At 61.9% G+C, this 24,434-nt stretch carries 23 protein-coding genes; 16 read left to right on the forward strand and 7 right to left on the reverse strand.

The features are described from left to right. The first annotated feature begins 204 nt into the window (after positions 1-204). Positions 205-1,317, forward strand: coding sequence for a PepSY-associated TM helix domain-containing protein (locus CFR80_RS10795; protein ID WP_083819145.1), 1,113 nt, complete (start codon positions 205-207; stop codon positions 1,315-1,317). 260 nt (positions 1,318-1,577) lie between these two features. Here CFR80_RS10795 and CFR80_RS10800 read toward each other — a convergent pair whose 3' ends face one another. From CFR80_RS10800 to CFR80_RS10810, 3 genes are all read right to left on the reverse strand, one after another. Next, positions 1,578-2,357, reverse strand: a complete 780-nt coding sequence (locus CFR80_RS10800) for an acetoin reductase (protein WP_010516619.1) — start codon at positions 2,355-2,357, stop codon at positions 1,578-1,580. Between the two features lie 129 nt (positions 2,358-2,486). Continuing rightward, complete coding sequence (locus CFR80_RS10805; RefSeq protein WP_010516617.1) at positions 2,487-4,043, reverse strand: carbohydrate porin; 1,557 nt, start codon at positions 4,041-4,043, stop codon at positions 2,487-2,489. 423 nt (positions 4,044-4,466) lie between these two features. Then, entirely contained in the window at positions 4,467-5,093 is a 627-nt protein-coding gene (locus CFR80_RS10810) for a glutathione S-transferase (RefSeq protein WP_010516614.1), read from the reverse strand. A 316-nt stretch (positions 5,094-5,409) separates the two neighbouring features. Between CFR80_RS10810 and CFR80_RS10815 the strand changes: the two genes are divergently transcribed. The 15 genes from CFR80_RS10815 (at position 5,410) to nhaA (ending at position 21,811) form a co-directional block, all read left to right on the forward strand. Beyond that, positions 5,410-5,844: an NADH-quinone oxidoreductase subunit A gene (locus CFR80_RS10815; RefSeq protein ID WP_010516612.1), complete on the forward strand. Its 435-nt coding sequence runs from the start codon at positions 5,410-5,412 to the stop codon at positions 5,842-5,844. Beyond that, positions 5,841-6,476 (forward strand): NADH-quinone oxidoreductase subunit B, encoded by a 636-nt coding sequence (locus CFR80_RS10820; RefSeq protein WP_010516609.1) that lies wholly within the window; start codon positions 5,841-5,843, stop codon positions 6,474-6,476. Before CFR80_RS10815 ends, CFR80_RS10820 begins: the two co-directional genes overlap by 4 nt. A 4-nt stretch (positions 6,477-6,480) precedes the next feature. Then, complete coding sequence (nuoC, locus tag CFR80_RS10825) at positions 6,481-8,247, forward strand: NADH-quinone oxidoreductase subunit C/D (RefSeq protein WP_110507356.1); 1,767 nt, start codon at positions 6,481-6,483, stop codon at positions 8,245-8,247. Next, entirely contained in the window at positions 8,234-8,725 is a 492-nt protein-coding gene (gene nuoE, locus CFR80_RS10830) for an NADH-quinone oxidoreductase subunit NuoE (RefSeq protein WP_048856495.1), read from the forward strand. The genes nuoC and nuoE overlap by 14 nt, the downstream gene beginning before the upstream one ends. Further along, on the forward strand, positions 8,722-10,053 hold the full coding sequence (locus CFR80_RS10835) for a complex I 51 kDa subunit family protein (protein ID WP_110507344.1): 1,332 nt from the start codon (positions 8,722-8,724) through the stop codon (positions 10,051-10,053). Before nuoE ends, CFR80_RS10835 begins: the two co-directional genes overlap by 4 nt. Then, the gene (gene nuoG, locus CFR80_RS10840; protein ID WP_110507345.1) at positions 10,050-12,782 is read left to right on the forward strand and encodes an NADH-quinone oxidoreductase subunit NuoG; all 2,733 of its coding nucleotides are present in this window, start codon (positions 10,050-10,052) and stop codon (positions 12,780-12,782) included. Before CFR80_RS10835 ends, nuoG begins: the two co-directional genes overlap by 4 nt. Then, a complete protein-coding gene (gene nuoH / locus CFR80_RS10845) occupies positions 12,779-13,735 on the forward strand; it encodes an NADH-quinone oxidoreductase subunit NuoH (protein ID WP_110507346.1) in 957 nt (318 codons plus the stop codon). Before nuoG ends, nuoH begins: the two co-directional genes overlap by 4 nt. A gap of 25 nt (positions 13,736-13,760) precedes the next feature. After that, positions 13,761-14,273: an NADH-quinone oxidoreductase subunit NuoI gene (gene nuoI / locus CFR80_RS10850; RefSeq protein ID WP_048856491.1), complete on the forward strand. Its 513-nt coding sequence runs from the start codon at positions 13,761-13,763 to the stop codon at positions 14,271-14,273. Positions 14,274-14,278: 5 nt separating this feature from the next. Further along, positions 14,279-14,779: an NADH-quinone oxidoreductase subunit J gene (gene nuoJ, locus CFR80_RS10855; protein ID WP_110507347.1), complete on the forward strand. Its 501-nt coding sequence runs from the start codon at positions 14,279-14,281 to the stop codon at positions 14,777-14,779. A gap of 1 nt (position 14,780) precedes the next feature. Continuing rightward, positions 14,781-15,092, forward strand: a complete 312-nt coding sequence (gene nuoK, locus CFR80_RS10860) for an NADH-quinone oxidoreductase subunit NuoK (RefSeq protein WP_110507348.1) — start codon at positions 14,781-14,783, stop codon at positions 15,090-15,092. Positions 15,093-15,096: 4 nt separating this feature from the next. Beyond that, positions 15,097-17,004 (forward strand): NADH-quinone oxidoreductase subunit L, encoded by a 1,908-nt coding sequence (gene nuoL, locus CFR80_RS10865; protein ID WP_110507349.1) that lies wholly within the window; start codon positions 15,097-15,099, stop codon positions 17,002-17,004. Then, positions 17,001-18,503 (forward strand): complex I subunit 4 family protein, encoded by a 1,503-nt coding sequence (locus CFR80_RS10870; RefSeq protein ID WP_010517127.1) that lies wholly within the window; start codon positions 17,001-17,003, stop codon positions 18,501-18,503. The genes nuoL and CFR80_RS10870 overlap by 4 nt, the downstream gene beginning before the upstream one ends. Beyond that, positions 18,500-19,975: an NADH-quinone oxidoreductase subunit N gene (locus CFR80_RS10875; protein WP_010517129.1), complete on the forward strand. Its 1,476-nt coding sequence runs from the start codon at positions 18,500-18,502 to the stop codon at positions 19,973-19,975. Before CFR80_RS10870 ends, CFR80_RS10875 begins: the two co-directional genes overlap by 4 nt. Before the next feature lie 24 nt (positions 19,976-19,999). Further along, positions 20,000-20,500 carry a CBS domain-containing protein gene (locus tag CFR80_RS10880; protein ID WP_010517130.1) on the forward strand — a complete coding sequence of 167 codons (501 nt, stop codon included), beginning with the start codon at positions 20,000-20,002 and terminating at the stop codon, positions 20,498-20,500. Between the two features lie 99 nt (positions 20,501-20,599). Next, complete coding sequence (gene nhaA / locus CFR80_RS10885) at positions 20,600-21,811, forward strand: Na+/H+ antiporter NhaA (RefSeq protein ID WP_010517132.1); 1,212 nt, start codon at positions 20,600-20,602, stop codon at positions 21,809-21,811. 51 nt (positions 21,812-21,862) lie between these two features. On the opposite strand, the gene CFR80_RS10890 is transcribed toward nhaA, so the two are convergent. Genes CFR80_RS10890 through CFR80_RS10905 form a run of 4 tightly spaced genes read right to left on the reverse strand, consistent with a single transcriptional unit; the run spans position 21,863 to position 23,712 of the window. Further along, on the reverse strand, positions 21,863-22,312 hold the full coding sequence (locus tag CFR80_RS10890) for an ABC transporter permease (RefSeq protein WP_110507350.1): 450 nt from the start codon (positions 22,310-22,312) through the stop codon (positions 21,863-21,865). After that, positions 22,263-22,586, reverse strand: coding sequence for a hypothetical protein (locus CFR80_RS10895; protein WP_181418205.1), 324 nt, complete (start codon positions 22,584-22,586; stop codon positions 22,263-22,265). Before CFR80_RS10895 ends, CFR80_RS10890 begins: the two co-directional genes overlap by 50 nt. Beyond that, a complete protein-coding gene (locus tag CFR80_RS10900) occupies positions 22,562-22,945 on the reverse strand; it encodes a hypothetical protein (RefSeq protein WP_146221638.1) in 384 nt (127 codons plus the stop codon). The genes CFR80_RS10895 and CFR80_RS10900 overlap by 25 nt, the downstream gene beginning before the upstream one ends. Continuing rightward, a complete protein-coding gene (locus CFR80_RS10905; protein ID WP_110507353.1) occupies positions 22,942-23,712 on the reverse strand; it encodes an ABC transporter ATP-binding protein in 771 nt (256 codons plus the stop codon). The genes CFR80_RS10900 and CFR80_RS10905 overlap by 4 nt, the downstream gene beginning before the upstream one ends. Positions 23,713-24,434 lie beyond the last annotated feature (722 nt).

Here is a 24,434-nt window from a genome sequence, read left to right on the forward strand (position 1 = left end):
CTGCCCTGCCATGGGCATGGCCACGTGCGACACAGCCTGATCGCACGCGGGTTGTACCAGATCGGTTCGGGTCAGATACCGGAAGGGAACCGAAAACCGGCCGGGCAGATGATACCTTTTTTTACTTCAAACCGGGGGGCTGCATTATTGGTGCCCCCGATTATGTCATGATACCATTGCCGCAAGCACGGACATACGGGGAAAATGAGCAGCGCATTTCGTAAAATCCATCGCTGGATGGGACTTTTCCTCATGCTGCCCCTTGCGTTGCAGGGACTGACCGGGACACTGCTGATCATCCTTCCCCTGCTGCTGCCAGAACGTCCGCATGTTACGGATAGTGGTGCGCCAGCCGGGGCTGAAGCCGTGGTCGCTGCCTCCCGCAGCCATGCGCCTGCGGGCATGATCCCGCTGCGCCTCAACCCCGCGCGCTGGAATGGGGATAGTGCCATGGTGACCTATGGACCAGCAGGGGAACGGCATCCGACCTTCGAGGTATTCGTCAACCCCGATCATCCATCCGTCATCAGCACCTACGTTGTGCCGGCATATATCCGCTTCCTGCACAATGTGCATGCGGACCTGTTCCTGCTGCCCTATGGCCAGACGGCAACAGGCATCATGGGCGTTGTACTCAGCATGCTGGCCTTTACGGGGCTGATCATATGGTGGCCACATCCCGCCCTGTGGCAGAACGGGAAATGGCGCAGGACCATAGTTATCAGCCGCCGCGCCCGTGGATTGCGCCTGTGGCGTGAAATACATGTCAGCCTGGGGTTCTGGCTTTCCTTCATGCTCCTGTTCCTGTCACTGAGCGGGGCCATTCTGGCATTTCCTTTCGCGCGCCCGCTATTTGGCATCAACGGCCCCGACAAACGGCACAACCACCCGCATCATACGGCCCTTCCCGCCGTTGCAGGCGAAACAGGGCTGGACACCGGGCTGGCTGCGCTGAAACGCCAGATGCCGGAAGCGACCCTGTTATCCGTACAGTTGGGCGAACAGCCAACACAGCAGGCATTTGAGGTGATCCTGCCCGCATATGGGCCCAATCACCCTGCCACCGTCCAGTATGATCCCCATACCGAGCACGTGCGTATCAGCCGTGATCCGGGGCAGATACGCCGGGGGGAATGGACCTTCCAGTGGTTGCACATGATGCATGAAACGAAACTGGTGGCCCCTGCCCTCATTGCCGTCATCTGGAAAATGGCCGTTGGCACAGGCGGCATAGGCCTGATCATACTTGCATTTTCAGGGGTGGGCCTGTGGGCCATGCGTCGCTATGGCGCAGCCCGGCGGGAAAGCGGCAACTAAACCCGTCATCATGGCAGGAACGGCGGTCGCCAGACCATGCGACCGCCGTTCCTGCCATCTACCTGATAATACACCCGCTTTATCAGTTCCCATCACTGCGCAGCCGTTATGAAAAGACAGTGCCCTGCAGGCGGTTGAACAGGATACCGGCCCGTTAAAATTTATTACGTGACATAATTCCAAACCTCATATCCCCCAAGGCGTCATGCCACCGGCCTGCTACCACAGGTCCGGCATGAATAATGCGTCGAGGACCATGGTCAGCGGAACACAAGCCCGCCATCAATCAGGACTGACTGGCCTGTCATATAATCTGAATCTGCGCAGGCAAGCCACGCGACAAAAGCGGCGACATCATCGGGTGTTTCCGCCCGCCCCAGCGCGATGCCATTGACATATTTCTGATAGGTTGCACCGATTTCCGCGCCGGTCGCTTCCGCCATGCGCCTGTCTATCTCCACCCACATGTCGGTTCCCACCACACCGGGGCAATAGGCGTTTACCGTAATGCCATGGGGGGCCAGTTCCTTTGCCGCCGCCTGCGTCAATCCCCTAACTGCAAACTTGGTGGCGGAATAGACGCCCAGGAAAGCATAGCCTTCATGCCCTGCAATAGAACAGGCATTGATGATCTTTCCCCTGCGCCCCAGTTTTCTGAATGCCTGGGCCGCTGCCTGAATTCCCCATAGCGTTCCATTGACATTGATCTGGAAAATCCGCCCCATATCCTCCGGCGTCACATCCACAAGTGCCCTGACCTGCGCCACACCTGCATTATTGACCATGATATCAACGCCGCCAAAGTGCTGCATTGTCTGCCCGATCACGGCAAAGACCTGATCACGCACGCTGATATCAGCTGCAACTGCAAGAACCTTGCGGCCAAGCGCCTGTATGTCTTCGCACACCCCGTCCAGCCGGTCCTGCGCGATATCCACCACCACCAGATCCGCCCCGTCGCGCGCCAGACGCAACGCAATGCCACGCCCGATACCCTGCGCCGCCCCCGTGACAACAGCCACCTTACCGACAAGAGACATGAAGGTCCTCTTTCTTTTTCAGATCCCACGCCACAGAATGTGACCGGTCAGTAAAAAAAACGCACAATTCAGGAAAAAGATTTAAGAACTCAGACCATTTAATGGAAATATCAAATAAAAGTAACCACGTCAGAAAGCAACATTCATGGCGGTGCTCAGCACCACGGCATCCCTGAACACCGTCGTGCCCCCAACATGATTGACATACTGGAAGTCGGGCTTGATCGACAGGCCGTCCGCAATATGGAACCCATAATAGGCTTCATAGATCGTCTCATGCCCCTGAATGCCATACGGCATGCCAAAATTCCCCCCCGGCAGGGCAAGGCCACGGCCTGCCGCCGCTTCCTGCGACAGGATGGCGGAACGGCTGAAACCGGCCCACAGGAACGCAATCCCCACGCTATCCAGCGGACGGTGCCACAGAGCGCCCGTATCCATAAGAACCGCCATGAAACTGTGATTGATCTGTGATGTCTGCCCTGAAGCATAGGCATAGTATCCACCAAGTATCAGGCCATTCATCTCCCCCGCTCCACGACGGACAAGCATCTGGTCAACGATGACCCAGACCGAGGTCTGGCCGCTCTGCCTTCGGGCTGGCTGTCCCGTCAACACCCATGAATTTCCGTGGATGTCTTCATACAGATCCTCGTACCGCGCATTGTCATACATGGCGCCCACCTTGTAATGCCCCGCCAGATGATCCCGGCCAAAGGCGGGGATCCAGCCGATTTCAGCCTGTGTCGACAGCTTGCCCAACCCGTCCTGCGCCCATGACCAGCCCGAAATACCCCCGTTGTAGTTATGGGGAGATACGGCAAACAGTCCCCCCATGACATAAAGCTGCTTTATCGGCATGACACGCAGGACACCGCCAATATTTCCCGAAGGCCAGCCCCGCCCCCCGCGCAGGAATTTGGTCGGACTTTCCCCGCCACACAGCCACACGTTCATGAAGTTGCAGACCCATGGCGAGTTCTGGAAAAACACTCCGGTGGGGATCCACCCAACCGACAGGTCCACCCTGCGGTCAAGCCATGCCTTTTCAAAATACGCCCAGACAAGATGCGCGATCACATTGCCGCGGCTGCCATAAATCTGCTGGACCTGGTTACTGTTATCACCAAACAGTCGGCTCAGGTTCCGGCCATGGCCGTTGACCACCAGCATGTGCAGCCACAGGTCCCGTGCCCATGCACGGGGATGAAGCACCCTGTTCCAGTCGACATCCAGCGTGGTACCAACCTGTCCTGCAACGGTATAATCGCGCTTTTTGCCACCTGCCACATTCCCCGCCAGGTCTTCATAAACGTCAACTGCCAGATAAAGCCCACGGCTTTGCAACCACGGCTGGACGCCACCCCAGTCCCCCAGCAGATGCGTGGTGCCAAATGGCGGACCAAATGAAGGCGGCCCATAGGGCGCGTGCAGGAAGCCGGGGGTTGTTTCATAAAAGGGCGTCGTCGGCTGCGTTTCGGCATACGGCGTGGGGTTGGAGACTTCCGGCAGTTTGTGTGTATCCGCCTTTGTACCCAGTATCCTGCGCACCCAGCCGGGATATTCATGCGCCTTCCTGTCCTGTACTACGGTTGTCCGGGTTACATCCACATCCGCCGCACGAACGGGAAAGGCAGCGGACAGGAACAGCCCCAGACACACGACAGTGCGGATCAGCGCCATCATTGCCGTCCGGCCGTATCTATATGTAATGAACTCAGAACACCAATGAAAATATGACAGTAAAAAAAATCCGGAGGGAACGCGCATGCCCAGGACCTCATGGCTTCAGGGGACGATCCAAAACACCCCATACGCACAGACACGCACGACATATGATTACGGCATGCGCCGCCACGCATGGCGCGCGACGATACTGGCAGCATCCATCATCATTTCGGTTTTATATGCGAATGGGTAGTTTTTACTTATTTATTTAAAAACAAGGCGAACATTTTTATCATTTTTATTGCCTTCATTTTTATCTATTGGCCAGAACGGGACCATCCTTCCCTGTCCGGGGCAGCAAGGGAAGCGGCAGCATGGCCTGCGCCCGATAACGGATATCGCCCGGCGCGGGTTTCCCGTCAGCACATGGATATTTGCTGGTCAGTCAAACAGGACCGGCATATCCCCTTCCCGCCAGGGAGACAGGCGACACATGGCGCGATCAAATACCGGCAGAGCTACAAAGGCCCGCAGCCATTCCTGCACCCCATCCGGGCAGGCTGTGGCAAACCAGCACGGGTCCGTTGCAGCAAACTGCCGCACGAAGGGTGCCACGGCGGCATCGGTCAGGCCCGGCCGGTCACCATGCAGGAAGCGGTTCGCGTCCAGCGCGACATCTAACCGTTCCAGTCCATTCAGCGCCTCGGCCCGGTGATACATGGGGTCGGAGTGATGGCGGCTGGCATATTTATAACGATCCAGATGGTATTTGAACGGACCATCGTTATACGCAATCAGGTCATTGCGGACATTGACCAGCCAGTGCTGTGGATCATGCCGCCCCAGGGGCCATCGCATGATATCCAGACTTTCATCGATAATGGCCTGATCCGACAGGACCAGGACAGGAACCGTCCCCTTGGGCGAAACCCGCAGCATGCAGGCAGGTTTCTGCGCTAGTTTTACTTCGCGTATTTCACATTCCACACCAGCGGATAGCAGGGCCAGCCGCGCCCGCATGGCATACGGACAGCGGCGGAAACTGTAAAGTACGGGGAGTACGGTCATATCGTTCCTGTCGGCAGCCAACATCCTGATGCAGGCATGATACGGAGACACGGCATTCGCAGGCAAGACAACACGTCCACCACATATCCCTGCACATGCATGAAAACTTGCATGACCTGACCGGAACTTCCCTTTCACCACAACGTATAGGCACTTGGCAGCATATTCTGGCGCTCCATGCATCCATGCCGGAATATCAGGGGAAACATAAGCCTGTTCCCCTGCGCCCGTGGCAATAAACGCCCCTCAATACGGACACCGTTACACAAGACGCCTTCCGGCCAGATAAAAAACACAGAAACGGAATGCCCTGTCCATGGAACCTGTTTCCAATATATGGCCTGTATTCACCTATGCAGCTGTCATAGCCATGCTATTGGCCTTCATGCTGGGCCTGTCCGCCATAACCGGCACCCGACGCCGTGGCGCGGCACGTGGGCGGGCGATGTCCATGCCGTTTGAATCCGGTATCCGGCCGACAGGGTCGGCGCATCTGCGCCTGCCTGTGCAGTATTACCTGCTGGCCATGTTTTTTGTCATATTTGATGTTGAAACGGCCATTCTCCTGACATGGGCAACGGTCGTGACCGAAACCGGATGGATCGGTTATGGCGCAGCCGTTCTCTTTACCATTTTCCTGGCCATCTCCCTTGCCTATCTGTGGCGCGCCGGTGCGCTGGACTGGGGGCCGCGGCCACGGCTGATCGTCCCCCGACCGATCGCCCATGGTGGAAAGGACCATGCCCCATGAACTGGTTCCTGTCATCGCCCGATACCACGGGGGCAACGCCGCCCACGTCCAGCTTCAGCGAAACGGTCCGCCGCAACCTGGTCATGGGCCGGTTGCAGGATTTCGTGGCATGGGGACAGAAGAACTCCATCTGGCCGCTGAATTTCGGCCTGTCATGCTGTTATGTGGAAATGGCGACAGCGTTCACCAGCCGCTTCGACATTGCCCGCTTCGGCTCCGAAGTGCTGCGCGCGACACCACGCGAAGCCGACCTGATTGTCATTTCCGGCACCGTGTTCGTCAAGATGGCCCCTGTCATCCAGCATCTGTACAACCAGATGCTGGAACCACGATGGGTCATCTCCATGGGGTCATGCGCCAATTCAGGCGGCATGTACGACATTTACAGCGTCGTGCAGGGCGTGGACAGCTTCCTGCCGGTGGATGTGTATGTCCCCGGCTGCCCTCCCCGCCCCGAAGCCCTGCTGGAGGGACTGATGCTGCTGCAGCAATCCATCGGCACGCGCCGCAGGCCGTTAAGCTGGCTGGTGGGACCACAGGGTGCCGAACCCGTCACGCCGCCCAGCCTGCGCGATGAAAAGCGCGCCCACCGCCAGGGCATGCGCGACCTGCGCACGCCCGACGGGATCTGATGCCATGACCGCCCTCGTATCGCCCGCCCGTAACCGGGGTCTTGTGGAACAGATAACCGGCCACCTGCCCAACGGGGCGCTTGCCACGCAATCCACATGCGATGGTGTCTGCACCATCTGGATTACGGCATCTGACCTGCGCCCGACCCTTGCGGCGCTGAAGGCATCGTCCGCCGCCTGCCTCATGCTGCTGGACCTGACGGCCATAGACGAACGCGAACGCGCCCACCGCGCGGGCCAGCCACAGGCCGCGTTCACGGTCGTCTATCACGTCATCTCGCTTGCCAGCCGCGCAGATGAGGTACGGATCAAGGTGCCCCTAGGCGCCGACGCCCCTGCCGTGCCCAGCATCTGTGACCTGTGGCCCAACGCCAACTGGTACGAACGCGAGGTATGGGACCTGTTCGGCATCCATTTCCATGGCCATCCCTGCCTGCGCCGCATCCTGACCCCGCCCACATGGACCGGGCACCCGTTGCGCAGGGACCACCATGCCCGCGCCACCGAAATGCCACCCTACAGCCTGACGGAAGAGCATGAAGCACGCGAGCAGGACGCCCTGCGCTTCGACCCGTCCGCATGGGGCATGCGGCGACATGGCGACCATAGCGATTTCATGTTCCTGAACCTTGGTCCCAACCACCCCAGCGTGCACGGGGTGTTCCGCATCATGCTGCAACTGGAAGGCGAGCGGATTGTCGATGCCGTGCCCGATATCGGCTTCCACCACCGTGGCGCGGAAAAAATGGGCGAACGCCAGACATGGCACAGCTATATCCCCTACACCGACCGGGTGGACTACCTTGGCGGGGTCATGAACAATTTCCCCTACGTCATGGCGGTCGAAACACTGGCCGGGATCACCGTGCCGCCACGCGCACAGATGATCCGCGTCATGCTGGCGGAACTGTTCCGCATTGCCAGCCATCTCGTCTTCTACGGTACCATGGCACAGGATGTGGGGCAGCTTTCGCCGGTATTCTATATGTTTACCGACCGCGAACGCGTGTTCGGGATTATCGAGGCGATCTGCGGCTTCCGCATGCACCCCGCCTGGTTCCGCATTGGCGGCGTGGCCATAGACCTGCCCGAAGGATGGGACGGACTGATCCGCGCCTTCCTCCATGACCTGCCGCGGCGGCTGGACGAATACGATGCCATGGTCATGCGCAACCCCATCTTCCGCGCCCGGACGAAGGGGATCGGCGCCTACACCACGGCGGAAGCCGTTGAATGGGGTGTCACCGGCCCGGGGCTGCGCGCCACGGGGCGGGAGTGGGACTACCGCAGACATGCACCATACGCCTGTTACGATCAGCTTGAATTCGACATTCCCACCGGCACGCGTGGCGACTGCCATGACCGGATTGCCGTGCATGTGGAAGAAATGCGCCAGAGCCTGCGGATCATCCGCCAGTGCGTGGACAACATGCCCACGGGCCCGGTCAAGGCGGACCACCCGCTGACGACCCCGCCGCCCAGGGCACGGACGATGCACGACATCGAAACCCTGATCCACCATTTCCTCAGCGTAAGCTGGGGGCCGGTCATTCCACCGGGGGAAGCCCGGGCCAGCATCGAAGCCACGAAAGGCGTGAATACCTATACGCTGATCAGCGATGGGGGCACCACATCGTACCGCACCCGCATACGCACCCCGTCATTTGCCCACCTGCAGATGATCCCGCTGCTCAGCCGCGGCATCATGATCGCGGACCTGATCGCGATCCTGGGCAGCATTGATTTCGTGATGGCCGATGTCGACCGCTGACGCCCCCCTGCCTGCGCCCCTGCGGGCGGAAATCCTGGTCCTCGCGGCGCAGGAACTGCACCCGCGCGGGGCGGCTGTCGCGGCACTGCGGCTGGTGCAGGCGCGCTTTGGCTGGGTCAGCACCGGGCATCTGTGCGAGGTGGCTGACCTGCTGGGCATGTCGGCCGATGATCTGGATGGCGTCGCCACCTATTTCAACCTGCTGTTCCGCAGGCCGGTCGGGCGGCACGTCATCATGCTGTGTGACAGCGTGTCGTGCTGGATCATGGGGTGCGAACCACTCTGCGACCATCTGTGCCGGACACTGGGCATCCAGCCGGGGGAAACCACGGCGGACAACGCCATCACCGTGCTGCCCACGGTGTGTATCGGGCATTGTGACCATGCCCCGGCCATGCTGGTGGACACCACCCTGCATGGCGATGTGGATACGGTATGCCTCGACCACCTGATCGATACGCTGAGGGACACGCCATGACGCTCCTGTCCGACCGGCCCCTGACCGCCATGATCGACCCTGCCGCCGGGCCACCGGACTGCGCGGCATACGGGCGCGCCGGGGGCTGGCAGGCAGCCCGCAGGGCGCTGGGTGGCCTTGCCCCGGCTGACATCATCGACATGGTGACGCGCTCGAAACTGCGCGGGCGTGGAGGAGCCGGATTCAGCACCGGGCAGAAATGGAGCTTCGTGCCGAAGGACCCCGCATCCGAACGCCGCAAATACCTGATCGCCAATGCCGATGAAATGGAACCGGGCACCTTCAAGGACCGCCTTTTGCTGGAAGGCAATCCCCTGCAACTGGTCGAAGGGATGATCCTTGCGGCCTATGGCGTGCAGGCGGGACATGGCATCGTCTTCCTGCGCGGGGAATACCACCTTGCCTGCACCCGCCTGCACCATGCGATCGGGGAGGCACGCCAGCAGGGCTGGCTGGGCGAGAACATACTGGGCTCCGGCTTCAGTTTCGACATCCACGTCCATTCCAGCGCCGGACGCTACATATGTGGCGAGGAAACCGCCCTGCTGACCGCGCTGGAAGGCCGCCGCGCCACCCCACGCAGCAAGCCGCCCTTTCCCCAGACCGGCGGCCTGTGGGGCGCGCCAAGCGTGGTGAACAATGTCGAGACCCTGTGCAACCTGCCCCACATCATCGCCAACGGACCGGAATGGTTCGCGGGCCTCGGGCTGGGGGAGGACGGCGGCACCAAGATCTATGGCGCAAGCGGCCGGGTAACAAAGCCGGGGGCATGGGAACTGCCGATCGGCACGCCGCTGCGCCAGATCATCGAGGAACATGCAGGCGGCATGCTGCCCGGCTACCGCCTGCGCGCCCTGCTGCCCGGCGGGGCGTCCACCGCCTTCCTTGACGCCACATCGCTTGATGTCGCCATGGATTACGGATCGGTGGAAAAGGCGGGCAGCCGACTGGGGACCGGCATGGCCATCATACTGGATGACCGGACGTGCCCCATCGGCATGATCCGCAACCTTGAACATTTCTTCGCACAGGAATCATGCGGGTGGTGCACGCCATGCCGTGACGGGCTGCCGTGGGTGGAACGGCTGCTGACCGCGATCGAGGATGGCACGGGACAGGCCGAAGACATGGACCATCTCGCCCGCCATGCCCGCATGCTGGGCGCGCCGGGCCGGACCTTCTGCGCCCATGCGCCGGGGGCGATGGCGCCACTGGCCAGCGGGCTGAAGCTGTTTGCCGCGGATTTCACCGACCACATCCGGCACGGCCGCTGCCCGCTGCCCGCTGCGCATGGCGGCATGAACACACGACAGGGAGCACCGTCATGACCCGCATCCACATAGACGGCAAAGAGTGCCCGACCCGCACCGGCATCAACCTGCTGCAGGCCTGCCTGGAAGCCGGGGCCAACCTGCCGTATTTCTGCTGGCATCCCGAACTCGGCTCCGTCGGGGCATGCCGCCAGTGCGCCATCAAGCAGTTCACCGGCCCCGATGATACGAAAGGCCGCATCGTGATGGCCTGCATGACCCCCGTTGGCGAAGATACCATCGTCTCCGTTGACGATACCGAGGCCCGTGACTTCCGCGCCAGCGTGATCGAATGGATGATGGTCAACCACCCCCATGACTGCCCCGTATGCGAGGAAGGCGGCGAATGCCACCTGCAGGACATGACGGTCATGACCGGGCACAACACCCGCCGCTACCGCTTCACGAAACGGACCCACCGCAATCAGGACCTCGGACCGTTCGTGAAGCATGAAATGAACCGCTGCATCGCCTGCTACCGCTGCGTGCGCTTTTACCGTGATTACGCAGGCGGGGATGATCTGGCGGCCTTTGCCTCGCACGATCATGTGTATTTTGGCCGTGCGGCGGATGGCACGCTGGAAAACGCCTTCAGCGGCAACCTGGTGGAAATCTGCCCGACCGGCGTGTTTACCGACAGGCCGTTTTCCGCCACCTATACCCGCAAGTGGGACATGCGGGGCGCGCCCTCCGTCTGCGTGCACTGCGCGGTGGGGTGCAACACTATTGTCAATGCACGGGGGGAAACGGTCCGCCGTGTCCTCAACCGCTATAATACGGACATCAACCGCTACGTGCTGTGTGACCGGGGGCGGTTCGGGCATGGCTTTGTCAATGCACCGACACGCATCCGCACGCCACTGTGCGCCACGGACGGTCAGCAGGTGCCCGTTCCCGTGGCCGATGCCCTTGCCCGCTTCGCCCGTATGGCGGCGGATGGACGGATTGTGGGCATCGCCTCCCCCCGCGCGGCGCTGGAAACCTGTTTCAGCCTGCATGCGCTGGCGGGACCACAACATTTTTCCACCGGCCAGACACGGCAGGAACAGTCATGCGCGGAACTGGCCCACGCCCTGCTTGGCCGCCACCCCGGCAGGCTGCCCACCATTCATGACATGGAAAGCGCCGACGCGGTGCTGGTACTGGGCGAGGATGTTTACGCCACCGCCCCCCGGCTTGGCCTTGCGCTGCGACAGTCGGTGCGCCAGCCATCCTTCCACACGGCAGATGAGGCCAGGGTGCCACGCTGGATGGATGCGGCAGTACGCACGCTGGGGGCTGAATGCCCATCCGCCCTGCATGTCCTGACACCCGCGCCAACCGCACTGGATGACGTGGCGGCAGACAGCGTGCGCGCCGCCCCCGATGACATTGCACGTCTGGGCTTCGCCATTGCCCATGAAATCGATCCCGCCGCCCCGCCCGTCGCGGATCTGGCGCCTGATGACACACGGCTTGTCACCCGCATTGCCCGAACGCTTGTCGCCGCCCGGACGCCGGTGGTCGTGTCCGGCATGCAGTACGGGTCGCCCGCACTCATGCAGGCTGCCGCAAGCATCGCCGCGGCCCTTGCGCGCGCCACGCCTTCTGCGGGCCTGTCGCTGGTACTGCCGGAATGCAACACCATGGGGCTGGCCATGATGGGGGGGCTGCCGCTGGAAACGGTGATGGAACAGGCCCGGGCTGGCGCGATTTCCGCGCTGGTCGTTGTGGAAAATGACCTGACCCGCCACCTGTCCCCGGCGGATGTCGCGGACCTTGTGGCGGCAGTCCCGGATATTGTCGTCATCGACCATACGGTGACACCGCTGTGCCAGCACGCCAGCCTTGTCCTGCCCTCTGCCGCCTTCAGCGAGTGCACCGGCACGTTCATCAGTCACGAAGGCCGGGCGCAACGTTCCTTTCAGGCGGTCTTTCCCCCTGCCCCCATACAGGCCGGCTGGCGCTGGATACAGGCGCTGGGCCAGAGCGCTGAACCGGCCGCGCCGCATATGACGGAACTGACCGGCTGGCGGGATCTGGATGATGTCCTTGCGGCACTGGCGGCAGCGTTTCCCCATCTTGCCCCCGCAGCCAGGGCCGCGCCGGACGCGCAGTACCGCATGGACGGCCAGAAACTGCGCAGCCAGACCTATCGCGCCAGCGGACGGACCGTCATCCGTTCCTTTGTCAGCGTGCGCGACCAGCCGCCACCCGCCAGCGCGGATACCCCCTTCAGCAGTTCAATGGAGGGCGCGTATGGTCCCGACATGCCAGCCGCGCTGGTTTCGGGATATCAGGCATCGCCATGGAACTCGGTCCAGGCGCTGAACCGTTTCCAGCACGAAATCGGGGGGGACATGCGTGGCGGGGCGTCCGGTATCCGGCTGTTCCCGTCTGCCGGACCGGATGACGCAGGTCGCCCGTACGCCTACGCCACGGATATTCCCACGGCGTATGTAGCACGGGCGGACACCATGCTGGTACTGCCCGATACGCGCCTGTTCGGCAGCGAGGAACTGAGCATGTCCTCGCCCCCCGTCATGGCGCGCGCCACCGCGCCGACACTGGGGCTGCCTGCCGGCATGGTCAGGTCAGACCGCATGACGCTGCATCTGGAAGACGGCCCGCATATCCTTCCCGTGGAATCCGTGCCCGGACTGCCTGCGGGCATTGCCCTGTGCCCTGCGCACATGGTCGCGCGGGCGTTCCGTTTCCCGCGCATGGCCCGGCTGGAGAGGATGCCGGACGCAGGGGAAGGGCCATGACATATCCGGCAATCCTGACCATCATCCTGACGCCCGTTGTCCTGCTTGGCCTTGCCACCGTGCTGACATGGGTTGAACGGCGGCTGCTGGGATTATGGCAGGACCGGCATGGCCCCGACCGCGTGGGACCGGGCGGCATGCTGCAGGCGGTGGCGGACGGGACCAAGATCCTGTTCAAGCAGGACTGGGTTCCCCCCTTTGCCGACCGCGGCGTGTTTGTCGCGGCACCCGCCATCGGCATGATGACGGTCCTGCTGTCTTTTGCCGCCATTCCCGTCACGACGCGCGCGGGCATTGCGGGCGACATGAATGTGGGGCTGCTGTTCATCCTCGGCATGATGGGGCTCGGGGTCTATTCCGTGGTGCTGGCCGGGTGGTCATCCAACAGCAAATACGCGCTGCTGGGTGGCATGCGGGCGGCGGCGCAGATGATCAGCTACGAGGTCTTCATGGGGCTTTCGCTTCTGGGCGTGGTCATGATGGCCGGGTCATTCAGTCTGCGCGATATCGTGGCGGCGCAGGCGGGGCTGTGGTTCATCGTCCCGCAATGCCTTGGCTTTGGCGTCTTCATGCTGGCGGGCATTGCGGAAACGCACCGCCTGCCCTTCGACCTGCCCGAAGGGGAGAACGAACTGGGCGCCGGGTTCCATACTGAATATTCGGGCATGAAATTCGGCATGTTCTTCATTTCCGAATATGCCGGGATCGTCCTGGTCTCATGCCTTGTGACCACGCTCTACCTTGGGGGATGGCGCGGGCCATGGCTGCCTGCAGGCGTGTGGTTCGCGCTCAAGACCTGCTGCGTGGTGGTATTTTTCATCCTGCTGCGCGCGGGCCTGCCCCGCCCGCGTTATGACCAGCTGATGGCGCTGGGCTGGAAGGTCCTGCTGCCGCTTTCGCTGTTCAATGTCATGGCGACCGGAACCATCCTCATGCTGCGCGCGTCCCTGTAACACGCCTGCTGCAAAGGCATATCCCATGCTTGATACCCTGCGTACCCTGTTCCTGACGGCGCTGCATGCCTTCCACCGGCGCGCGACCGTGCGGTATCCCGAACAGAAGCCGTACCTGCCGCCGCGTTATCGCGGGCGGATCATCCTGTCGCGCGATCCCGACGGGGCGGAGCGGTGTGTCGCGTGCAGCCTGTGCGCCGTCGCCTGTCCCGTGGACTGCATAAGCCTGCAGAAAACCGAGGCCGATGGCCGGTGGTATCCGGAATATTTCCGGATCAATTTCTCCCGCTGCATTTTCTGCGGCCTGTGTGAGGAAGCCTGCCCCACCTACGCCATACAGCTGACGCCCGATTTTGAAATGGGCGAATACGCACGCTCAAACCTTGTTTATGAAAAGGAAGACCTGCTGATAAGCGGGACCGGGAAATATCCCGATTACAGTTTCTATGCTGTCACGGGCATTCCCGTTCCCGGCAAGGCGCGCGGCACGGCCGAACGCGAACGCCCGCCGGTCGACCTCCATTCCCTGCTGCCGTAACCGCCATGCATGCCCTGGCCCTTCTTGCTGCCGGCGTAACCGTTACGGGGGCGATCATGGTCATCACCCGACGGGTGGCGGTGCATGCGGTGCTGTATCTGGTGGTGACGCTGCTGGCGCTTTCAGTCGTCCTTGTCCTGCTGGGCGCGTCATTCGCGGCAATGCTGGAGGTCATCATCTATGCCGGGGCGATCATGGTGCTGTTCGTCTTTGTCATCATGATGCTCAATCTGGGCCAGCCGGACAGCCAGCGTGAAAAGGAATGGCTGCACCCGCGCGCGTGGCTGGGGCCGGGCATTCTGGCCACCATCGTGTGCACGGAACTTCTTTACTGCGCCACTCCCCTTTCCGGGCCCGTGCGCCTGCCCCTTCCCATTACGGTGCATGACGTGGGTCTCAGCCTGTTCAGCCGCTACGTGCTGATGGTCGAACTGGTGTCGTTCCTGCTGCTGGCCGGTCTGGTCACGGCGTTTCATATCGGACGCCACCGGGAGGGAGGTCACTGACATGCCCGCCTTTTCCTTCAACGACACGCTTGTGCTGGCCGCCATCATGTTCTCGGTCGGGCTGGCGGGCGTTCTGGTCCGGCGCAACATGGTGTTCATGCTGATGTCGCTGGACATCATGCTCAATGCCGCCGCCCTTGTATTCGTGGCCGCGGGCACGCGTTGGCACGATGCGGCGGGACAGGTGATGTTCGTGCTGATCCTTGCCCTTGCCGCCGTGGAAACGGCGGTCGGGCTGGCCATCATCCTGCGCCTGCACGCCCACGGACGCCCCACGCTGGATGCCGATACCGGCAACCTTCCGGAAGGATAGGGCCATGGCCACGTTCCTGCTCCCCCTTCTTGTCCTCTGCCCGCTTGCCGCGTCCCTGATCATATTCATCTCCGCAGGACGGATGGGCGCGCGCGGGGCCGGGACGGTTGCCTGCGCCGGGATCGGGGTGGCTGCTGTCCTGAGCATAATCGTGTCCGTCATCCTTCTGTCGGGACCGACGGGGGGGGGATTGCAGGTAACGCTGTGGCCATGGGTGCACGTTGCGGGATTTTCGGCTGATATCGCCTTCATGCTGGACCGGATTTCCATGATCATGATCCTTGTCGTTACGATCGTCGGACTGCTGATCCATGTCTATGCCGCAGGCTACATGCGGGACGATCCCGGGATTGCGCGATTTTTTGGCTGCATGACCCTGTTCGTGGCTGCCATGCTGGTTCTGGTGCTGTCGTCCGACCTGCTGTGCCTGTTTATCGGTTGGGAAGGCGTGGGGCTGTGTTCCTACCTGCTGATCGGCTTCTGGTATGACAATCCGGCCAATACCGCCGCCGCCCGCAAGGCCTTCTACGTGACCCGGGTGGGAGACGTGGCACTGCTGTGTGGCCTGCTGCTGCTGGCAACCGCGACTGGTTCCCCGCGCATCGGCGCGGTGCTGGCGGCAGTAACGAACGGGCAGGTATCCGCATCCGGCATCAGCATGGCGGCGTTCTTCATACTGATGGGGGCATTGGCCAAATCGGCGCAGGTCCCGTTCCAGGCATGGCTGCCGGACGCCATGGCGGGGCCGACGCCGACCTCCGCCCTGATCCACGCGGCCACCATGGTGACAGCGGGCGTCTACCTGATCGCGCGGCTGCATGACCTGTTCGTCATGGCGGCCCCCGTCATGGCGCTGACAGCCGTGCTCGGGACGCTGACGCTGCTTATGGGAGCGTGCGCGGCGCTGGTTCAGTCCGACCTCAAGCGTATCCTCGCGTGGTCCACAATCAGCCAGGTCGGGTACATGTTCCTCGCCCTTGGGTGCGGGGTATGGCAGGCGGCGCTATTCCACCTGATGACCCATGCCTTCTTCAAGGCGCTGCTGTTCCTTGCGGCGGGCGCCGTCATCATGCGCGCGCGCCATGAACAGGATATTTTCCGCCTTGGCGGGCTGCGCCACGCCATGCCGGGACTGACCGTGGCCTTTGTCATCGGCGCGTCCGCGCTGGCTGGCCTGCCACTGGTGACGGCGGGCTTCTACAGCAAGGAAATGATCCTGTCAGGTGTATGGCATGTGCGCTTTGGCCTGACGCGGGACTGGACCGTGACGGGACACCCGTTATGGGCGATGGCGCTGCTGGGAGCCTTCCTGACCGCGCTATATATTTTCCGCTGCGTTTTCATCGTGTTTTTCGGGAAAGCGGGAACCGTGGCGGCAGGCCGGACGTCACGCCTCATGACCATACCCCTTGGCTGCCTGTGCGTTCTGTCGCTGTGCGGTGGAGTGATTGAAATGCCTGATACACTTCCCTCCCTTCACCTGTTCAGCGCCCTTCTGGACCCGGCAACACCCCTGTCACATGCGGATGAGCCGGTCTGGCTTGTGCTGGCCGGTGCGGTCGTTCCCCTTGCCGGGCTTGCGCTTGCATGGATGCTGTGGGGACGTCCGTCATCCGTCATGCGCGGTGCCCGCACAGCCGGGGGACCGGATGGGCGGCATGATGTCCTGTCCAGATGGCAGGACATCCCTGACCGGGCTGGCGCCGCAGCGGGGGGACTGGTGCGGGCCGCCAGCGCCCGGGTTTTCGCGGTCCGGGCCGGTTTTCTGGACATGCTGGCCAGATGGAGCGGGCGCATCGGCAGGTGGGGCGCGCGCATGCTGGAGCGGCTGCACAATGGTCGCATGCGGTGGTATGCGGCATGGATTGCCGGCGGCCTGTGCATGGCGCTTGCCGTGGCCGTGCTGTCATGATCGCCCTGCCTGCCCTTGTGCTGCTGCCCGTTCTGGGCGGTGGGGTGGCATGGGTGGCCGGACGCATCCGGCCTGTCCCCACACCGGCATCGCGCGATGCCGCATGGTGGGTGGCACTTGTAACGCTGGGCATGGAAACGCTGCTGCTGGCGCTGATCACGTTCGGCCACCAGCCCCATGCGGGACCATGGCTGGCGCATTTTTCCATGCCGTGGATTCCCGCCATGGGCATTGCGATCAGGCTGGATATGGATGGGCTTTCGCTATCGCTGATCTGGCTTTCGCTCGTTCTGTGCTTTCCATGCGTATTCCTGTCCACCCGGCAGGTCACGGTGAATGCCGGGGCGTTCCATTTCCTTTTCCTTGCAACGCTTGCGGGCATTATCGGGACGTTCCTTGCCACCGACCTGTTCCTGTTCTTCTTTTTCTGGGAACTGATGCTGGTGCCCATGTTCGTGCTGATCGCCGCATGGGGGCATGAAGACAGGCAGCGTGCGGCCATGACGTTTTTCATGTTCACGCAGGGCAGTGGGCTGATCATGCTGGTGTCCATCCTCGGACTGGTCATGGCGCATTACCGGGCAACGGGCGTGCTGACATTTGATTATGTCACGCTGTCGCGCACGCCGCTGTCCCCCGCCCTGTCCATGCTGATCATGGTCGGGTTCTTCGTGGCTTTTGCCGTCAAGCTGCCTGTCGTGCCGGTTCATGTCTGGCTGCCTGCCGCCCATACGCAGGCCCCCACGGCGGCCAGCGTGCTGCTGGCCGGGATCCTGCTCAAGACCGGGGGATATGGCATGATCCGGTTCGACGTCATGCTGTTTCCCGATGCGGCCAGCCGCTTCGCGCCCGTTGCCATGGGGATGGGTGTCGTGGGGATCCTGTACGGGGCGTGGATGTCGTGTGCGCAGGATGATGTCAAGCGCCTGATCGCCTATAGCAGCGTAAGCCACATGGGGTTCGTGCTGACCGGCATATTTTGCGGGTCGCGCATGGGGATGCAGGGGGCGATCATGCAGATGCTGGCCCATGGGCTGAGCACGGCAGCACTGTTCGTGATCGCGGGCGCCATACAGGACCGGCTGCATACGCGTGACATGCGCCGTATTGGCGGATTGTGGGCGGCCATGCCACGCCTGTCCAGCGCGGGCGTGTTCTTTGCCGTGGCGGCGCTTGGCATGCCGGGACTGGGTAATTTCACGGGCGAGTTCCTTGTCCTGCTGGCGACGTGGCATGTCAGCCCGGCCCTCGCGACCGTGGCGGCCGCGGGGCTGGTGCCTGCTGCCATGTACGCGCTGCGGATGGTCAACCGCATATTCCTGGCCGCACCCCGGGTCGGCCAGTCACCCGGGCCGGATTTTCCACCCCGGCAGATGGCGGTTCTGGCCTGCGTCATGGCCCTTGTGGCCGTGCTGGGCCTGTATCCGCAGCCTTTCATGGCATTTTCCCTTCCCCTGCCCGTTGCGGCCATGACCGGTGGGAAGGATGGTGCGCCATGATCGGGCATGACGTTTTCCTGCCCGCACCGCTGCTGGTGCTGTCTTTCGGTATCATGATCATGCTGGCGGCGACGGCATGGCGGCGTTCGGCGGGGCGCAGCCTGCTGGGGGGCATGGTGACGCTGCTGCTGGCCCTTGCGGTCACAGGGTTGCATACGGGCGACATGCCCGGGAGCAAAGGCGACACCCTGTTCATTCAGGATCGCTGGACGACCTATACAGCCGCCCTGAGCGTGTTTTCCAGCATGTGCATCCTGCTCATGTCATGGCGGGACACGGCGCATGAAGGGGCCGGGACGGGGGATGAATATGTCCTGCTGTTCATGCTGGGCACGCTTGGCGCGCTGGCCATGGTCTTCAGCGCGAATTACATGCCTTTTTTCGTGGGGCTGGAAATACTGGGCGTCTCCCTCATGGGACTTGTGGCCTTTCGGCGGCGTCCTGCCACGGCGGGGCATGAAGCCGCGATGAAATACCTGATACTGTCCGGGGTTTCGTCGGCCATTCTTCTGTTCGGGATCGGCCTGGCCTATGGCGTGACGGGATCGCTGCGCTTCGTACCGCCCATTGCAACTGCGGATGTTCCCGCCGCATTGCCCGTGGCGGCAACGGTCATGATCCTTGTCGGCATGTTCTTCAAACTGTCTGCCGTGCCCTTTCACATGTGGCTTCCGGACGTGATGGAGGGCGCCCCCGTGCCCGTGGCGGCATTTCTGGCCGTGGTCTCGAAAATTGCGATATTTTCTTCACTTGTCCGCTATTTCGGCATGGGAGAGCAGCCCCCGTTCCTTAATGACATCCTGTATGCCGTGATTATCCTGACCGTTCTGGGGGGCAACCTGCTTGCGCTGCGCCAGACCACCCTTCCGCGGCTTATGGCCTGTTCATCCATTGCACATGTCGGATATCTGCTGATCGCCTTCGTGTGTCCCGGCCTGCTGCAACCGGGGGCCATAACCGTTTATCTTGCGGCATACAGCGCCAGTACGCTGGGCGTATTTGCAGCCATGACCGCCTTTGCCCCCCCTGACGGGCCGGAAGGCACGGCTGTCGCGCAATGGACGGGGCTGTTTTCCAGCCGTCCCTTCCTGGCTTCAGTCATGGCGCTCATGCTACTTTCACTGGCTGGCATTCCGCCCAGCATCGGTTTCCTTGCCAAATTCCAGATCGCCGCAACCGGGGTCGCACACCAGCGTGACCTGCTGGTGTGCGTACTCATCATCGGCAGCATTATCGGGCTGTATTATTACCTGAACATCATCCGCGTCATGCTGGCGACCCCGTCATTCCCATCCGCCAGCCGGAACCGGGACAGTCGCCCGGAACTGACGGCGCTTGTCATCGTTCTGACCATAATCGTGGTCATCGGCGGCCTTTTTCCCGTCCGTACCATCCACCCGCTTCTTCCCATGCGCCCTGCCCCGCCTGAAATGCGGGATGAGACGGCGCATTGGCGGGCCGACCTGCGATGACCCAAACATGGAAAGGATTTTCCCATGTCCTCTCGTGTCTTTCACATCCTGGCGCAAAAAGGCAACACGGTCATTACTGTCCGGGCAGACGACCCTGTGCTGGATGTCGCGACCACGCTGGCGCGACACAATATTGGCGGCGCACCGGTTCTGGGTGCCGATGACCAGCTGGTGGGCATGATATCGGAAAAAGTGATCGTTCATGCATTGTCCCAGCGCGGCGCGGACATATCCGCCCTGACTGCAAAAGATATCATGACAAGGGATACGCCAACCGCAACGCCCGATGACAGTATTTATGACATTGCCTGCCGCATGACATATTCGCGCAACCGGCACGTGCCCGTTATGGAAAACGGGAAACTGGCGGGACTGGTCAGTATCGGGGACATTGTCAAACTGCGTGCTGAAAATGCCGAACAGGAAGCGCGGGAACTGCAGGATTATGTAACCGGCAGCGACCATGGCGCAGTCCAGTCCCCCAATGATGCGCCACCCATGCAGTGCGGGGGCAAGGACGGCTGATCCACCAACGGGATGTGCTGCCTACGCAGCCCGTCAGTGTGATCGGCAGCCATCACGATCATTCTTGTCCCGTATGTCCCGTTCCGCCAACATGACGGAATGACTGACACATCCAGCACGCTACCCGGGGGCATCCGCCGCTTTTTCATGTCTCCCTCCGCTGGCACGACTGCCCTGCTGCTGGCGTCCATGCTGGGGCTTGCGCTGGCCAATTCCCCCGAGGCCGCGTACTACCACCGACTGGTCACGCTGCCGATGCGGCTCCCCCTTCTGGGCGCACACGGCCCGACGGATATGGGATCATGGGTTTCGGACGGACTGATGACCCTATTCTTTCTGGTGGTCATTGCGGACATCAAGACGGAAATCATCTCGGGGCATCTGTCCTCACCGCGAAAGATCGCACTTCCCCTGATCGGGGCAGCAGGCGGCATGATCATGCCCGCGCTGACCTACCTTATGGTGACCCATGGCCATGCCGGAACATCCTACGGCTGGGCCATTCCGGTGGCGACCGATGCCGCGTTCACCCTGCCGGTCATGCTGGTGCTGGGGTCACGTGTTTCCGCCGGGGCCAGAACATGGCTGATGGCACTGGCTGTTTTCGATGATATTCTGGGTATTCTGGTCATCGCCCTGTTTTACGGGACCGCGCTGTGCTGGCCTGCGCTGCTGGTCGCGGGCCTCGTCACGCTGGGCATGATCTGTCTGAACAGGGCGGGAATCCGGGCATTGTGGCCGTATGCCGGCGGTGGGATGCTGCTTTGGGTATCCTTCCTGAACTCTGGACTGCATCCGACACTGGCTGCCCTTGTTACGGGGCTGTGCCTGCCCGCAATGCCATCCGGCACGACAGGGAAACAGCGTTCACCGCTGGATACCGTGACTGCCGTAGTGAATCCCGTGGTGACATGGGGTGTGCTGCCGCTGTTCGGGTTCATCAATCTCGGGGTGTCGCTGGTGGGCCTGCATGCCAGCATGCTGCTGGCCCCCGTGCCGCTTGGCATCATCCTTGCGCTGCTGGTTGGCAAGCCGACCGGGGTTTTCGGCGCGACAATGCTGGCTTTCCGACTGAAACTCTCTCCACTTCCGGCGGCAACATCCATAGGAATGCTGTTCGGACTTTCCCTGTTATGCGGGATCGGGTTTACCATCAGTCTGTTTATTGCCGACCTTGCGTTTTCGGGGGCTGAATTTGAGACCCCGGCCAGAATAGGGATATTTACCGGATCGGTCATTGCCGCACTGATCGGGTGGGTCTGGCTACGTTTTTCGCCTGTACGGGCTGATCCAGCCCCTGCGCGGTGCTGATATACCATTCCCCTCCGCACTGTCGTCATCGTCCGGATACAGCACGCGGGCCTATCTGCCGTACCTCCGCAGGATTGACCGCTCGACCCAGGACGTCAATGCGACAAGCGGGAGCGAAACAAGCACCGTGATAAAGGCGATGGACCAGCTCATGCCGAAATCCAGTTCGCCCCTCGCCTCATCCAGAGCGCCACCCAGCCCATACCCGGTTGACAGCCATTCCGCAGTCATGACGCCCAGTATGGCTGACGGTGCCACAAGACGGGCGGCAGTACAGAAATAGGGTATGGTCGCAGGCATCACGAGATAGCGCAGATGGGCAAAACGCGACGCCCCATACAGGTCCAGAACATCACTGGCCGGACGCGGCGTCCGGTTCATGCCCTCCAGCATCACGACAAAAACTGGGAAAAACGACACAAGGGACGCAATCCCGAGGGTTCCCATCACATCACGGCCAAGCACCGTCACGATAATGGGCGTAAAGACGATGAGGGGCATGCTCTATGCCCTGCATGACCTGCGGTTCCGCGCGTTTGCACGACCAGACAGCCACAGCCAGAAGAAAACCCAGCACAAGCCCCACGATCATTCCCCCGACAGCCAGCGGGACGGTCTGGACCATGGCGGGAACAAACGTTGCCCACACATCATGTGCCCATGGGCTGGTGACCAGATAGCGGAACACGGCGGAAGGCGGCCGGAACAGGATTGGTGAGACACCGGCCAGCCATGGCAGGCACTGCCAGATCACCAGCGGCAGCATACAGGCCATGTCGGCCCACAGCATGCCTTCCCATCGTCCGGCATGTGGCACCGTTTCGTGCCCCGGTTGCAGCGTTGCCGGCCCCCCCCCTTCCCCGTCAGCATTCGCCCCAGTTGCGCAACCAGTCCGTACATGACCGCGGAAAAGAACGTTGCAACCAGTGCCACAGCCCATAGTTCGGAAGGAATGCCACGACCGATTGCAGCCAGCAGGGCGTCATGCGCGCACCATGCGGCAAGCAGGACGGCGCCCGGTGCTGGAATCATATCCGGCCAGACCATGGCAACGCCCTGCCAGAGGGCCAGGCAGGCAAGCGCGACGGCACCTTCCTCGCCCATCCTTCCCTTTGCCTGATCTGCGCACGTCATGACGCGCTTTCCAACAGCCGTTCGATCCTGTCGCACAGCGCATGAAAAACCGGATCGACAAAGAAACCGGCAGGACGCGAACATGGCACGTCAACTTCGACCGTCGCAATGATCCGCCCCGGATCGCGCCCCATCACGACAATCGTGTCAGCCAGGAAGACGGCTTCATCAATCCCATGCGTCACCATAAGCGCGGTTGCCCCGCTTTCCAGCCAGATACGCTGCAGTTCGCGTACCATCTCGCGTCGCAGGACGAAATCCAGCGCCCCAAAAGGTTCATCAAGAAGAAGAATGCGCGGATGCGTCACAAGCGCCCGGGCCAACGCGGCGCGCTGGCGCATGCCACCCGGCAGCGCCGCCGGCAGCGCCCCGCCGAAATTCTGCAGGCCCACCAGTACAAGCAGGCTTTTGATCCTCTTCCGCGCCTGTGGACCGTCACGCCCGATAAGTTCAGGAGGCAGGGCCATGTTCGCACTCACGTCCCGCCACGGAAGGAGTGCCGCATCCTGAAACGCCATGCCCAGCGCGCCCTGGCGACGCAGGTCGTCGGGCGTGCAGCTGTCCCCATCGTGTGATCCGAACCGGATCGTGCCTTCATCCGGGTGGTCAAGACCTGCCACAAGCCGCAGAAGTGTCGATTTACCGCATCCCAACGGGCCAACCAAAGCTGTAAACGTCCCTTTGGGACAGGTCAGGTCGATACCTGAAAGGACCGGCAGGATGCCCTGCCCCGTATCGAACCGGCGACCAACCCGCTGAATTGACAGCCCGCGGCCTGCCGCCTGTGTCTGGCTTCTGACGGATTGCGGCGCAGTTGTTCATTCGATGCTCGAAGCGTGATGTATGGAAGCGCCTCTTTGAGAAGATCAGAAGCACGGGCCTGTCATTGAGTATGGTCTTTCTTGATGGCACAACGATCCATGCCCATCACAAGACGGCCAGGGCGGCTAAAAAGGGAAACACGGAGAGCGCCAAAAAAGAGCGTGAACTCTTGGCCGATTTGGCACCACGGTCTGCGTCGTCGTGGATGGTCATGGCAGGGCATTGTCTTTCACGCTTTCGCCCGGTCAGGCGCACGAACTGTCATGCGTTTATGCCGTGCCTGATGATCTGCCTCGACCATCCGCTTACATCGGTTGCGATCGTGGTCATGCCCCGCACATGTTCCGTGCGTATCTCTCGAGCCGGGGATCTCGTCCTGTCATCCCGCCGCGGAAAAATGTTCCTCCAGTCGCCTGTCCCAAATGGGCTTACAGGCACCGGTATCTGGTTGAAAACCTATGTGCAAGATTCAAGGAATGGCGGCTGTTGCCACACGCTACGAAAAGACAGCTGCATCCTTCCTCTTCGTCATTCTCATCGCTGCCACAGCAGGCCACATCAAGGCCTAATACCAACGGTTATGGGCACTGACCTGTGTGAGCCCACTTTCTAAGACCGATGGATCGAATGGTGTCAGGCAAGGCGGCAAGATTATTCCAAGCGGAAC

Origin of the sequence: Komagataeibacter oboediens (assembly GCF_003207815.1) — a bacterium.
GTDB classification, from domain to species: domain Bacteria; phylum Pseudomonadota; class Alphaproteobacteria; order Acetobacterales; family Acetobacteraceae; genus Komagataeibacter; species Komagataeibacter oboediens.